The 14056-nt window shown below is 41.1% G+C and carries 10 protein-coding genes; 5 read left to right on the top strand and 5 right to left on the bottom strand.

The window, feature by feature from the left end; translation table 11 throughout:
• Nucleotides 1-4: 4 nt before the first annotated feature.
• Entirely contained in the window at nt 5-2644 is a 2640-nt protein-coding gene (locus ASJ81_RS14580; RefSeq protein ID WP_095645030.1) for a tetratricopeptide repeat protein, read from the bottom strand.
• Between the two features lie 270 nt (nt 2645-2914).
• Between ASJ81_RS14580 and ASJ81_RS14585 the strand changes: the two genes are divergently transcribed.
• The 3 genes from ASJ81_RS14585 to ASJ81_RS14595 all read left to right on the top strand — a co-directional run bounded on the left by ASJ81_RS14585 (nt 2915) and on the right by ASJ81_RS14595 (nt 7977).
• Complete coding sequence (locus tag ASJ81_RS14585) at nt 2915-3436, top strand: cob(I)yrinic acid a,c-diamide adenosyltransferase (RefSeq protein WP_095645031.1); 522 nt, start codon at nt 2915-2917, stop codon at nt 3434-3436.
• A gap of 274 nt (nt 3437-3710) precedes the next feature.
• Nucleotides 3711-7025, top strand: a complete 3315-nt coding sequence (locus tag ASJ81_RS14590; protein WP_095645032.1) for a DEAD/DEAH box helicase — start codon at nt 3711-3713, stop codon at nt 7023-7025.
• A 1-nt stretch (nt 7026) separates the two neighbouring features.
• Nucleotides 7027-7977 (top strand): SWIM zinc finger family protein, encoded by a 951-nt coding sequence (locus tag ASJ81_RS14595; RefSeq protein ID WP_095645033.1) that lies wholly within the window; start codon nt 7027-7029, stop codon nt 7975-7977.
• Nucleotides 7978-8170: 193 nt separating this feature from the next.
• Here ASJ81_RS14595 and ASJ81_RS14600 read toward each other — a convergent pair whose 3' ends face one another.
• Genes ASJ81_RS14600 through feoB form a run of 3 tightly spaced genes read right to left on the bottom strand, consistent with a single transcriptional unit; the run spans nt 8171 to nt 10730 of the window.
• Nucleotides 8171-8422 (bottom strand): FeoA family protein, encoded by a 252-nt coding sequence (locus ASJ81_RS14600; RefSeq protein WP_095645034.1) that lies wholly within the window; start codon nt 8420-8422, stop codon nt 8171-8173.
• On the bottom strand, nt 8416-8583 hold the full coding sequence (locus ASJ81_RS22875; protein WP_170943328.1) for a hypothetical protein: 168 nt from the start codon (nt 8581-8583) through the stop codon (nt 8416-8418). Before ASJ81_RS22875 ends, ASJ81_RS14600 begins: the two co-directional genes overlap by 7 nt.
• On the bottom strand, nt 8580-10730 hold the full coding sequence (gene feoB, locus ASJ81_RS14605) for a ferrous iron transport protein B (protein ID WP_095645035.1): 2151 nt from the start codon (nt 10728-10730) through the stop codon (nt 8580-8582). Before feoB ends, ASJ81_RS22875 begins: the two co-directional genes overlap by 4 nt.
• A gap of 708 nt (nt 10731-11438) precedes the next feature.
• On the opposite strand from feoB, the gene ASJ81_RS23840 reads away from it, so the two are divergent.
• Nucleotides 11439-11792, top strand: coding sequence for a hypothetical protein (locus tag ASJ81_RS23840; protein ID WP_245860185.1), 354 nt, complete (start codon nt 11439-11441; stop codon nt 11790-11792).
• Nucleotides 11779-12063 carry a cupin domain-containing protein gene (locus ASJ81_RS23845; RefSeq protein WP_245860186.1) on the top strand — a complete coding sequence of 95 codons (285 nt, stop codon included), beginning with the start codon at nt 11779-11781 and terminating at the stop codon, nt 12061-12063. The genes ASJ81_RS23840 and ASJ81_RS23845 overlap by 14 nt, the downstream gene beginning before the upstream one ends.
• 280 nt (nt 12064-12343) lie before the next feature.
• Here the strand turns inward: ASJ81_RS23845 and ASJ81_RS14620 are convergent, their stop codons facing one another.
• Entirely contained in the window at nt 12344-13132 is a 789-nt protein-coding gene (locus ASJ81_RS14620) for a helix-turn-helix transcriptional regulator (RefSeq protein ID WP_095645037.1), read from the bottom strand.
• Between the last annotated feature and the right edge of the window lie 924 nt (nt 13133-14056).

Raw genomic sequence — 14056 nt, forward strand, 5'->3', positions numbered from 1 at the left:
ATCTTTATGATCTTAAGTACCCATAAAAAATCATTTCTTCCAGCATACTATCATATAATCCTATTAAATTGTTTATAGTGATGCTGAAATAAGGATGATTGAGTCCGAGTTTCGTACAATCGATGATATCTACAGCCCGTTCGAATAGAGGTAAAGCTTCCTCATATTTTCCTATATTCGAATAAAATATCGCTAAGTTATTCAGTGTTACAGCGACATCTGGATGCTCTAGTCCTAAAGAATCCTCTAGTATTTTGAGTGCCCTTTGATAAAGTGGGAGCGCTTTTTCATACTCTCCCATATTGTTATAGAGTAATGCGATATTGTTCAGGGTTATTGCAATATCTGGGTGTTGTGGATCAAGCATCTTTTCACGGATATTAAGTGCTCTTTGATGAAGTGGAAGTGCTTTTTCGTAATCTCCCATCTGATGATAAAGTTCGGCAAGATTGTTTAGTGTTGCTGCAACAGTAGGGTGTTGTAAACCCAGCACATTTTCCTGAATATCAAGTGTTCTTTGATAAAGTGGGAGAGCTTTTTCGTATTCTCCCATACTATTATAAAGTCCTGCGAGGTTGTTTAATGTTGTTGCAACATCAGGATGTTGGGGACCAAACACTTCTTCCTGAATATTAAGTGCTTTTTGATAAAGTGGAAGCGCTCTGTCATAATCTCCCATCTGATAATAGAGTAGTGAGAGATTGTTTAGTACTATTGCAACATCTGGATGTTGCGGATTAAATACTTTTTCACAGATTTCAAGTGCCCTTTGAGAAAGTTGGAGTGCTTTTTCATACTCCCCCATCTGACGATAGAGTAATGCGAGGTTATCTATTGTTGTTGCAACAGATGGGTGATATGGACCCAGCACCTTTTCATCGATTTCAAGAGCCTTTTGATAAAGTGAGAGTGCTTTTTCGTACTCTCCCATTTGACGATAGAGTTCAGCGAAATTGTTTAGTGTTGTTGCAAAGTCTGGATGTTGCGAACCCAGCGTTTTTTCACGAATATCAAGTGTTCGTTGATAAAGTTGGAGTGCTTTTTCGTACTCTCCCATTCTTTTATAGAGTCCGGCGAGATTATTTAGTGCGGTTGCAACTGAAGGATTCTCCGGTCCGAGTTTTGCTTCAAGAATTTGCAGCATTTCTTCATACATAGAAGTAATTAACTGCCAGAATGCTGCTCTGTCGAAGGGATCCGATACCGAAATAAACCATTCGCATAATTCTTCTGCTTCCAGTGATTCTTTTGCATGGTAGAATGCTTCAATCAATGCATTTTCGTGCTCTTGGGTTATTGCTTTAATATCAAGATCTTTTAGTTGATTGCTGTAGAAGTCAAGCATGAAATTATGGACTTCTTTTTTCAAATCTTGATCCTGGTTATCCTGCAAGCTTTTTCTCATAAGCTGGTGCATGGAACATTTTCCTTTATCGTCAATGTCCATAAAAGAAAAACTATGCAGTTCTGAAAAACTGGTTGCAGGATATCCGGTATTAAATTCCTTAACCAGTTTTTTGAATAATTCACGGTTCCAGTATCTGGGAACTGACAAGACTTTCAGTGTCTCTTTTTCTTCCCCATCAAGGTATTTGACAAATCTACAGAAAATACCTTCCGGAACCTTTGCAAAGTTTTCAGGTGTGGGCTGCTTTTTTTGCTTTATTTTTCTGTAAATATCGATGGAGAGTTCAAGATAATAGGGCACACCTTCACTGCTTTCGATGAGTACTTTCTGGATATTCTCTTCAGTGATTCCGCACTGTTTTAACAGATCGAGAGCATCTTTTTCTGGAAGTTTTCCAATTTTACGCTGGTAAAGGTAATTTTTCCAGTCCTCATCCACTTCTTCCCAGCGAAGGGACTCTTTTCCACAAATTACCCACAGACAGGATTTTTGTATGTTTTCAATAAGTTTTCTGAGCCATTCATCTCTGGAATTGAAACTTCCTTTATCTCTGTCCTTTTCCCAGAGGGCTTCATAAGTGTCTATGAAAATGACTGCGGATTCTGAAGTATTTTGCAGGTGATCAGCAAGATCATGAGCCAAGTAAACAGGCAACCGTTCGTATATTTCTGTTGGTTCAAGATTCGGAAGTTTTGAAATATCTTCTTTGCGTTTCAGAGCCCATTTTTGATAACGTTCAGGTAAGCTTTTGGCAAGTTTATACACGTTTGGTATTAGGTTTACAGGAACAAATTCGTCGCAAATATCCAGAACATCGCGAACAATGCTGTTTTCGGAGTAATCTTCTTTTACCAGAGGACTATAGGGGTTGATTTTTTTCCAGTAGGTAGCAAGAGCGATGTCAAAAGAGTTGAATTTGATGCCGTATTTCTGGCGTAGCTGGCTGGAAAGAACTTCGAGGAACTTATAAGGCTGTCTGTATTGTTCGGTAGCGAAGTCTATTGAAGTCCATATAACTCTTGTGTGCCAGTCCGATTCGTTGTGTTTTTCGATCAAGGTTGGAAGTTCTTTTCTAAGGCTGGTTTTTCCAATTCCGGCAACGCCATAATATACCAGAATACTGTAGTTCTTTTGGTCGATATTCCAAAAGGCGTTCTCAAAAGCTTCGATGAACTCTTTCCTGTCAACGAATGGACATTTTACTTTTTCATCAAAATTTGCAGGGCAAACTGACACTAAATTCCTCCGAAATTCAGTCCCTTATTAGTTAAGTTTCCAACCTTTTGAATTATTATTCAACTTGTCCTATATTACAGTACTGAAATCTTTCAATCAATTTCAATTATTTGACAAATGAAGCAAACCACGCAATACTGCGACGACCAAAAGCTCTTTTACGGAGAAAAACTAATTTTTTTGTGAATCATGGAGGCCCTAATCCAAAAATAACATATGCCTGCAAACTAATCTTTTTCTGGGGAGAAAATACACTTCTGAGGGGTTAAATTGGTTAAAGGCCTGGTTTATCTTTACACAGGGGAAGGAGAAGGAAAAACCACAAACGCTTTTGGACTGGCTCTCAGGGCTGTAGGCCACGGGTACAGTGTAATAATCGTTCAATTCCTGAAAGGCAGGAAGTACATAGGGGAGTACAAAATAAAAGACAGGCTAGCTCCGGAATACGAGATTTGCCAGTTTGGAAGGGAGGAGTTCGTTGACTTCAAGAACCCCATTCCTCTGGATTATGAACTGGCGGAAAAGGGCCTCGAATTTGCAAAAAAAGCCCTGAAAAGGAAGCCCAGGCTCCTGATACTGGACGAGATAAATCTTGCAGCTCACTTTGGCATTGTGAAAACCGAAGACATCCTCAAGCTGCTGGAGAAAATCCCGAAAGAAACCACAGTCGTCCTGACAGGAAGGAGGGCTCCTGAAGAACTGATAAAAAGGGCAGACCTTGTAACGGAGATGAGGCTTATAAAGCACCCCTTCGAGAAAAATGTCCCGGCAAGGGAAGGTCTTGAATATTAATCCAAAATATACGTTCAACTCCCCTAAAATACGTTTCCTGTATGTGTTCAAGGATGATGTGGGAGAATTACACATTGTTATCAAACTTGCGAGTTAGACAGTTAAAGGTTTAATGTTATTGATTTTCAGTTCAACTGTGTAAGTTCTATACTCATGGAAATTAACTATGTAATAGTGGAAGTCCTTTTTCAGAATCTCTACTGAAGAACAAACGGAGTTTTCAGGCATCCGGTTCCGATCTCTTTATATATTTCTTTGCTAATATACAAAATACATGATAATACTTCATGCAGGCAGAATTGGAAAACAATTATTTTTATGGGGTGAAAGCCCGTCTGAGCGCGAAATTCAGGGTTCTCGGCGGGGGCGAAAACCTAAAAACCCCACGGCAAAGCCTTATCCTTATGATTCGGGTTTTGAAAACCTGTTTTCTGCCCTTGAGTTGCTGCTGGGCAGTCCTGGCCGAAAAAAGGCCGAAAAAATTAACGTCTGGATGCCGACTATAGGCGGGAATCCGACTTCTTCCAGCTCTCTGGTTGCTGAAATGCCTGATTCGAAAGCCGAACCTGCACTGGCTCCCTGGACTGTTCATGCATACCCTCTGGAGGCTGAAGAAACCCTTGTTCTTCTCTGTGCCTGCATGGGAAAACGAGTTCTGGCTCCTGGCATCATTTCGGGAAATGACCTTCTCTGGTGGGCCGATGCCCTGAAATTCTCAGGTTCGCTGGTCGCAGGCCAGAAATACCTGCCTGGCGTCAGGGAAGAGGAAGGGGAGTACAGAGCATTTTGGGAACCCGTATTTTCCGGAGAAGATGCGGGAGAGCTAGCAAAGCTTGCAAAGCAAATGCCCCCTGCTGCAAGGGCTCTTGCCCCTGAAGTTTCGGAACGGCCGCCTGAGTTGTCCGCAGCTTTCGCGGCAAGGCAATTTATTGAATCCTCTCTTGACTGGATAGTCCGATCCGAGATAGGAGAAAAAAAGCTCACAAAAGGGATGCGCAAAAGAGAATCATTTGATAGCGTCCACGATGCCTGGGTTTCTGCCCTGAAAAGCCCCGACGGACTAATCTATGGAGACGATGCCGAACTTATTCAGCTTGAGGCCCGGATCCGTGAATGGCAGCGCCCCCTCACTATTCTTACTACTTCACCTTTCAGGTTCTGTTTCCGGTTGGAAGAGCCAGTTGAGGATGAAGAAACTGAAGAAAATGAAGAAATCAAAGGAACCAAAGAAAATAAAGAAACCGAAGAAAATAAAGAAACCGAAGAAAATAATAGAAGCAGGGAAGAGATAGCTGATATCGAAATTCCCAAAGGGCTCTGGTACGTCCGCTACCTTCTTCAGTCCTATGAGGACCCAAGCCTTCTGATCCCCGTAAAAGAAGCCTGGAAACCAAAAAAGGGCAGCCCTTTGAAAAAATATGATGTGAAAAATATTCGCCAATTTTTGTTATCTTCTCTCGGGCAGGCTGCCGGTATTAATGCAGGAATCGCTTCCAGCCTTGAGGCTCCCAACCCTTCCGGATATTCCCTTGATACAAAAGAGGCTTACCGCTTCCTGACTGAAAGTGCAGTTAACTTAAGCCAGGCCGATTTCGGAATACTTCTTCCTGGCTGGTGGACTCGCAAAGGTACAAAAACCCACTTAAAAGCCCAGGCAAAAGTCAAGGGCAAGAAATTGCAGGCCGGAAACGGGCTTACCCTCGACAAAATTGTCAGTTTTGACTGGGAAATCGCCCTTGGAGACAGGGTTTTAACAGTTACGGAACTGCGGGCTCTTGCAAAACTCAAAGCTCCGCTTGTGAAGGTACGCGGGCAGTGGGTTGAAGTAAACGATGCGGAAATCAAGGCTGCTCTTGAGTTCTGGAAGAAGAACCCGCATGGAGAAGAAAGCCTGCGCGAGGTTCTAAAGCTGGCTATGGGCGCTTCCGAAAAAGCCGGAGGGCTGGATTTTGAAGGAATCAATGCAGACGGCTGGATTGGAGAATTAATCAGCCACTTAAAGGAAAAAACCGGATTTGAAGAACTTCCGGCTCCCAATGGTTTTTTAGGAACTCTTCGGCCTTACCAGTTCCGAGGTTATTCCTGGCTTGCTTTTTTGAGGCAATTAGGTATAGGAGCCTGCCTTGCAGACGATATGGGGCTTGGAAAAACCATCCAGACGCTTGCTCTTATCCAGCATGACTTGGAACAGGTTGAAGAAGAAGCTGCCGGATGTGAAGATGCAATATTTATTAATGCCCCTAACATCCCTAGCGTTCCTAACGCTCCTACTTGTCCGAACCTCCCAAAACCTGTAGCTACAAAACCGGTTCTTCTGGTCTGTCCTACTTCGGTTATCAATAACTGGAAAAAAGAGGCTGCCCGCTTTACACCAGAAATTTCGGTAATGGTACACCACGGCACCAGCCGGAAAAAAGAAGAGGAATTTAAAAAAGAAGCTATGAACCATAGTATTGTTATCTCAAGCTATGGTCTTTTGCAACGGGATGTTAAGTTTTTAAAAGGGGTTTCATGGGCCGGAATTGTACTTGACGAAGCCCAGAATATCAAAAACCCTGAAACTAAACAGGCAAAGGCCGCCAGGGCTCTGGATGCTGATTACCGCATAGCCTTAACAGGGACTCCGGTTGAAAATAACGTGGGAGACCTATGGTCCATTATGGAGTTTTTAAATCCCGGTTTCCTTGGTAGCCAGGCTGGCTTCAAGCGAAATTTCTTTATTCCGATTCAGGCCGAAAGAGATCCGGAAGCTGCAAGCAGGCTAAAAGGAATTACAGGCCCCTTTATCCTGCGCCGCTTGAAGACTGACAGTTCGATCATCTCTGACCTGCCGGAAAAAATGGAGATGAAGACCTATTGTACACTGACAAAAGAACAGGCCTCACTCTATGCTGCAGTCCTCGAAGATATCGAAGAGGCAATGGAAGAAGCTGATGAGGAGGGCATCCAGAGAAAAGGAATAATCCTATCTGCCCTTTCCAGGCTTAAGCAGGTCTGCAATCATCCTGCACAGTTTTTGAAGGACAACTCCGGAATTCCCGGACGGTCAGGAAAACTTGAAAGGCTTACCGAGATGCTGGATGTGGTTCTGGAAAACGGAGAAAAAGCCCTTGTTTTCACCCAGTTTGCGGAGATGGGAAAAATACTAAAAGAGCACCTGCAGGCAAGCTTCGGCTGTGAAGTCCTTTTCCTGCACGGCGGGGTTCCCAGAAAGCAGCGGGACCGGATGCTCGAGCGTTTCCAGGAAGGAAAAGAGTACCTTCCTATTTTTGTTCTCTCCCTTAAAGCCGGAGGTACGGGGCTTAACCTTACTGGAGCCAACCATGTATTCCATTTCGACCGCTGGTGGAACCCGGCTGTTGAAAACCAGGCAACTGACAGGGCATTCCGTATAGGTCAGACTAAAAATGTCGAAGTTCACAAGTTCATCTGCGCTGGCACGCTTGAAGAAAAAATCGATGAAATTATCGAGCGCAAAGTTCAGGTCGCAGAGAACGTTGTCGGAACAGGAGAATCCTGGCTGACAGAACTTTCCAATGAGGAATTGAAGGAAATTTTAGCTCTTAGAGAAGAAGCGGTAGGTGAGTAAAATGGCAGCTTACTGGGATGGGTATGATCATTACGAACCCACAAAGCCAATTGAAGTCAAAGGTGGAATCAAGGCAAAATCCAAACGTGGGAGCTTTGTCCAGAGCTGGTGGGCGAAACGCTGGATCAAAACTCTTGAAAGCTTTAACCTGGGGGCAAGGTTAACCCGCGGAAAAACTTATGCTCGTAAAGGCCAGGTAACCTCCATAAAAATAGAAACAGGACTTGTAAGGGCCAAAGTCCAGGGTTCAAACCCTAAGCCCTATTCCGTAACAATCAAAGTCCGTACCCTGACAGGTTCCGAATGGGAACTTCTTGCAGAAAGACTTGCCTTGAAGCCTATCTTTGCAGCAAAACTTCTTGCAGGTGAAATGCCGGAAGACATCGACTCCGCATTCAAGGAAATAGGCCTCTCCCTTTTTCCTGAAAAGCTCGACGACCTTGAAACCGACTGTTCCTGCCCGGATTGGTCAAATCCCTGCAAGCATATTGCAGCTGTTTACTACCTTCTCGGAGAAGAATTTGACAGGGACCCTTTCCTTATCTTTAAGCTAAGGGGTGTAGATATGGACGATTTTATGTCCATTCTCGGAAAGGGTTCAGGCTCGGAAAACCAGAACCTTATTGCAGAAGCCAGAAACCTTCTGGAAGGTCCGAATGTTGAGATCAGATCCGAAACCGGAGCCCAAAGCAAAACGAAAATCTCTTCTTTTTCTCAGGAGCCTTTACCGCTTGATCCGGAAACTTTCTGGGGAAAAATTCCTGAAATTCCTGAAGAAGGAAAAAGACCATCTTTTGAAGTTCATATTCCTCCGGCTGCAGCAGTCCTTCCAAAAAGGCTTGGAAAGTTCCCATTCTGGCGTGGAGAAGAGGATTTGCTTGAAGTACTGGAGAATATTTATAAAGAAGTTTCGCCTTCAGGAATGATGATCTTCCTTGGAGAACGTAAATGAAATGCTGGGGATTATTGATAAATGCTAGAGATATATAAATGCTGGAAAATGTAAATGAATGTTGGGAAATGTAAAAAATATCTTGCAGGATATCCCTATGGATTTTTAAGTACAATTTTCCGGCTGATTTGATATCCTGGCTGACCTGATCTCTTCTATCGTCCTCTTTGCATTTCCTTCGGAGGCAGTAAAATCAGCAGCTAACATAAATATGGTTCGCAATTTCCCTATCAACAGCATATCTGGTCTGGTCTACCTCAAAAAGATATGAGGGAGACTTTCTGAGTAGGGTAATAGGCATGCCTGGAAGGATACCCATAGCCATTAGCTTTTGTAGAATTCCCGGGTTCTTCGTTTCAAGACGGTCAATTTTTCCGGTTTTTCTGGTCTCCATTGCGCAGAGAGTTATAGTTTTCATAGATAAATGTGAGTTTCCGGTTACCATTTGAATAACTTCCTTATGGATTGAATTATCTTTGCCTCTTTTACAAGTTCATATCCGCAGTTTGGACAGCATTGCTTGTTGCAGCTGTGGAGTTTCCCGCAGCCGGTACACTTTTTTTCATCAGCTTTTTCAAATTCGTTTCCGCAGAGTGGGCATTTCACAGGCTCACCCCCAGAGCTTTTAGTATGGTGTTTACAATGAAACCTGTAAGAAATGCAAACGGAAATATAAAGCCCGAAATTGCAAGGGCTGTCTTAAAACCCCTTTCTTTTATTGTCATCATGAACTGAGCTATACAGGGCATGAAAAGGGTAAGAGTAATGGCTGCAACTACGAGCTGCACACCTGTCAGTAATCCGGAATCATGCATTCCATAAAGTCCGGCTGCCCCGAAATCTCTCCTGAAAAAGCCGAAAAGGAAGACATCAGCTGCATCAGGAGGCAGGCCTATCCAGACTGTCGGGTATTCTATGATTTTCAGGGCAAAGGCAAAAAGGCCGGTTAGCCTGCCTATCCAGATAAGGACACTTGCCAGTACAAATAGGGGCAGAACTTCAAGGAAATACCAGTGCATTCTGGAGTAAGTTTTAACCAGTATATTCGAAAGCTTCGGTTTTCTGAGAGGGGGCATTTCAAGTATGAAGGTGGGAGCTTCTCCTGGCAGGACTCTGGAAGCCAGGAAACCTATCAGGACGAACTCCAGTAATATTACTACAGACCAGATAAGCAGGCTCTCAGGGTTTCTCGAAAGGATTGAAAGAATAATGCCTAACTGTGCCGAGCAGGGAATTGCAAGAGCCAGCAGGATATTTGCAATAAGCCTTTCCCGTTTTGTTTCAAGGGTCCGGGTAACCATTGTAGCCATCGTGGAACAACCAAATCCGAGTACCATTGGGATTACTGCCCTCCCGCTGAGCCCTATTTTCTTAAACATGCTATCCAGGAGCAGGCCTAGCCTTGGAAGATATCCGGTATCTTCAATAATTGAAAACACAAGGAAAAATGCTCCCACTATCGGAAGTATAAGGGCAATTGCATATGTTACAGCCTGGGTAAAAATTCCGTATTCTCCTACAAAAAGGTCCTGAAGAGCCGGATAGGGTACAAGCGATATAAACTTTGCAGTTACAAAGGGGTTTATGTACCCTCCAAAAACCGTGTTTTCCAGATAATCAACAACGGTTCCAGCTGCAAATACGCCTACGAACAGATAGAGTCCGAAGTACAGGATTAAAAACAAAGCAGGTATTCCAAGTACAGGATGAATGAGAATACTGTCGATTTTCTCGGGAAAAGCGAGATTGATACTCTGTATTTTACTTCCATTCTTTCCAGTGTCGTCTTCTGCTCTTATTTTTCCGGCGTTTTCACTACTTTTGTTCTCGCTTCTCTCAGGCATTTCCATTACCTGTTCTACTATTCCGTTTACATGCTCCTGGCGCTTCAGAGTGAACAGATAAGAAAGAGGAACTTCAGATATCTTTGAGGCAGCTTTCACAAGTTTCCGGATTTCTTCGGAGTTTTTTTCATGTCTTTCATCCCAATATCCTGGTGTTTTTTCAGCTCTGCGCAGGTATTCAAAAGCTGTCCTGTCTTCCTGGTGCATCAGGAGTGAGATCGCTCTTCTTGAGATTCCGGTTGAGATTTCGGCTTCTTCTGAAGGTTCAAGAAGACCTTCAACTGCTTCGATATACGGTTCAATTTTCGAGCCATAGTCCATTTTTTGCCTAAACTTTTGCGCATTGTTTTCCAGGGTAAACTCCGAAATTGCAGCTTTAAGTTCTTCTATCCCTTTTCCCTCGCTTGAAACAGTTCCTATAACCGGGATTCCCAAAGAACGGCTGAGCTCAGATATATTGATTTCAATTCCCCTTTCTTCAGCCTCATCCATCATATTCAGGACAAGGATGAGAGGAAGCTCGGCTTCAAGTAGCTGAAGGGTGAAAGAAAGCATGCGTCTGAGGTTTCGGGCATCTATTACATGAAGGTAAACTGAAGCCTTTTCCTCAAAAAGCAGAAGCTGAGAGACTCTTTCTTCTTCACTTACAGGGAGTAGGGAATACATCCCGGGTGTGTCAATAATTTCATATTCCCTTTCTCCAATCCTTGCTTTTCCATGAGTGATTTCGACTGAGGTTCCGGGATAATTGGAAACCAGGGTATAACTTCCGGAAAGGGCATTAAAAAGGCTGCTTTTTCCCACATTAGGGTTTCCGATGAGTATAATTTTCGGAAGCCCTTTTCCAGGAGTACATTCCTTTTTTCCGCAGCAACATTCTTTTTCGGAACAGATAACTGGCAGTTTCATACTTTTACTCTAATTTTTAGGCAAACCTAATTATCAATTTTCCCTATTTAGGTATGCCTAATATTTAAGGTTACTGCAAGTGGCAAAATTCTCTCCAAATTTATTGTTTATAAATAAAATTTTACACAATTTTAACTCAAAAAATCTTTTAATCTGGGTCTTTAATTCAAAAATCAAAAATCTTTTAATCCATATCTTTAATTCAAATTTCAGTTTGTGATCTCCATCCCAAAGCCAATTTTCAGTCTCACTCAGTAAGCTTTTCAAGACTATTTTTGAGGACCATAATCTCGATTTTTCTCGGTTAGTCAGACATTCATGAGGTTAGGTTCCAAATTTAGTGAACTAATGAAAGTGCGATATGTTTGAAGAGGAGGTACTATGGAAAATATATAACTCTGGTATTTATTTTTGGAAATTTTGAGTGAAAAAAATCAATATTAAGATCATTATTTTAATCTTCATAATATTTATGTTTCTACTAATATTATATTCCTCAAATATAATTTTTCTATTGCATGTGTTTGAAATCGCCTTTGTTGGCAAATTTCACAATATAAATAAGGGCAGAATTTACTATTATTAGTGCCTAAATTAATATAAATTGTAAAATTTGTCTATATAGTAAATACTTCTGCCAACATCGGTGGATTGAAAACCAAAATTTGTAAAATTTGTTAAATTGAAACAGGTTGGGGGAGTCGACAAATGAATCTTAAAAATACACTGGGTATTTTGCTGGCAGTTTGTTTTTTACTGTCAATTGCCGCAGTGGCAGTAAATTCCAAAGAAGCGCCCTGTACGGCTGGTAAGGAAACATATAAGCCTGCAGAGAAGCCTGCAGAGAAGACAAAAAACAAAATGAAAGGATTTTCTATTAATATCGAAAATGCTACTTTGGAAAATAACAATTTCCGCAAGGTGCTCTATACTGCAAAGTATAGCCAGCTGGTACTTATGAGCCTCAAGCCCGGAGAAGAAATCGGAATGGAAGTGCATGAGGAAAATGACCAGTTTTTCCGTTTTAAGAAGGACAGGGGAAATCGGAATGGAAGTGCATGAGGAAAATGACCAGTTTTTCCGTTTTGAAGAAGGACAGGGAAAGTGTATAATTAACGGTAACGAGTATGAAGTAGGTAACGGGTCTGCGGTGGTTGTGCCTGCCGGTGCTCAGCACAATATCATTAACACTTTGGAAACAGGTCCTCTGAAATTCTATGTGATCTATTCGCCACCTGTTCACAAGGATCAAACCACGCACGCCACAAAGGAAGAAGCTGAGGCAAATCCAGATACATTTGACGGTGTAACTACGGAATGTAACCAGGGATAAGATCAGAGAAGTAGAAATAAACGCTTTATATGAATAAAGTGTTTATCTTTTTTATATTCTCAAATAAAGGTTTGAATTTCCTCGAAACCGTTGTTAGCAATAACGATGACTGCAGTTGGTTTTGTATCTCAATGTTTTGATTCCTTTTAAGGAACTTGTACGAAATATTCAAAAGTCAATTTTTGATTAGGCTCAGGTCTTCATCTCAATAGTCAGGACTTAATAATTTATCACTCAGTAATCTGCGGGTCTATGCATTGCTATTTATTTATTTATTTATTTATTTATTTATTTCCCTGCTCATGTCTCTGTAGTATTCGAACAGTTCTTGTCCCCATTTTATTGCCTGTGGTTCGAAACTTATCACATACTGACGGTCAAACCTCCCGCTTTCGTTAAACAATCCCATAGTCATTATATTGTTAGCGGTAGCAATGAGCGCTGGAATTTCCACTCTTTTTTTTTCCAGAATATAAAGACTTGAATTTTCCATTTTGAGAAATTCTTTCCCTTCTTCTTTGAAATCTTCTACAAGCCGTAAGTATACTGCTTCACTCAAAACAAGGGAAATTTCAATACCTTTTTTTGCAAGGTTGAGTACAAAAGCAGGAAGTTGAGGATGGAAATAAGAATAAAGCATGTGGGTATAGGTTGACTTGGAAAGGTTTTTCAAAAGTTCCGGGTTCAAATCAAAAGTATGACTGAGGTCAGGTTCTATGAGGCGATAATTTCCAAGCTCATTTATTCTATTTACAAGATAGGGTGGGATAGGAGCAAGCTTTCTATCGGCCCAAAATTCTTCATTTTTCTCAAAAACTGACAGAGTCTCAATCAGTGGCTGCATTTTTTCGACAACAATTTCCCCTATCTCACTGAGCCGATATATTCCTCCTTCATGTATTACCAGCTCCTCTTCTTTTAACTTCTTTATTTGCGGAAGAAGGGCCGTCCTCGGTACCTGAAGCTTTTCAAGTGCCTCTTCAATACTTTTAGGACCTTCTTTCAGGAGCAGAAGAAAATCTTTTCTCTTCTCTGAAAACAGGATAAGATCAAGCAAACTGAAATTCATTTTATAGTTTCCATCCTGAACTTATGAAAAAAGGTTTTGTTCACCGATTCTGTTTTTATTGTTCGCTTTTTTAAGTCCCTTATGAGTGCCAAACTGCTAATAAAGGTGTCGAAATTATTTGAAAACTTCGTCCTATTTCTTACCAAATTGGGAAAATAGCCGTTATTTAGCGAATTTATAGATAAAAAATTCTCCTACAATCCTTATTTTCTTTTTATCTTCTTCTTGTGAATCCAGAATAAACCGAAAAGCTCAGTTAAGTGAAAAGGAACAAATGCAAAATCCTGAGCAAACTTTACTAGCTTTATACCTAACTTATACCTAACTTATTGCTTATACTCGTTTGAAACCTTAGTTCCCAAAATTTAAGCGCATATATGTAGTAATGAGAATCTGCGAGGTCAGAAGACCACGATTTTGAAATTCTGCTACAAATATTATGTGCTTAAACTTAAGAGCATACTCCGATATCAGGAGACATTTATGTGCCTAAAAATGCGGAACTTAGGTTGAAAGGTTATATTACTATCAGTTTTCATAGAATTTAACCTGCTGCCGGTGTCAATCTGAAATCCAAATTACTGCCTGTATTAAAATCCGAAGCTTTACTCATTCCTATTATAAATCCAGAAGTTCATCTGACTGCTTTTCGTTTTGCTAGGAAACGTTGATATAGAAGATAATGAGAAAAGGGAGAAACCTGGATGAATAGTAAATAACTCCAAGTAAGTGGCATGTAGCTCCAAGTAAGTGATAATTAGTTTCCAGAAACTCATAATGTTTCATTTATTGATCGTATAATTTTTCGTACTAAATATAATAAGATATGAGTATAATAAGATACAGAATATAATAAGATGCAAAATATAATAAATTGTAAAATATAATAAATTGTAAAATATAATAATTTATAAAATATAATAA

The sequence above is a fragment of the Methanosarcina spelaei genome (assembly GCF_002287235.1).
Lineage (GTDB): Archaea > Halobacteriota > Methanosarcinia > Methanosarcinales > Methanosarcinaceae > Methanosarcina > Methanosarcina spelaei.

Bases quoted from the DNA above. Each gene is read 5' to 3' on its own strand.
- ASJ81_RS14590 (WP_095645032.1), top strand. From the start codon at position 3,711: ATGATAATACTTCATGCAGGCAGAATTGGAAAACAATTATTTTTATGG.
- ASJ81_RS14595 (WP_095645033.1), top strand. From the start codon at position 7,027: ATGGCAGCTTACTGGGATGGGTATGATCATTACGAACCCACAAAGCCA.
- ASJ81_RS14600 (WP_095645034.1), bottom strand. From the start codon at position 8,422: ATGGTAACCGGAAACTCACATTTATCTATGAAAACTATAACTCTCTGC.
- feoB (WP_095645035.1), bottom strand. From the start codon at position 10,730: ATGAAACTGCCAGTTATCTGTTCCGAAAAAGAATGTTGCTGCGGAAAA.
- ASJ81_RS23840 (WP_245860185.1), top strand. From the start codon at position 11,439: ATGAATCTTAAAAATACACTGGGTATTTTGCTGGCAGTTTGTTTTTTA.
- ASJ81_RS23845 (WP_245860186.1), top strand. From the start codon at position 11,779: ATGGAAGTGCATGAGGAAAATGACCAGTTTTTCCGTTTTGAAGAAGGA.
- ASJ81_RS14620 (WP_095645037.1), bottom strand. From the start codon at position 13,132: ATGAATTTCAGTTTGCTTGATCTTATCCTGTTTTCAGAGAAGAGAAAA.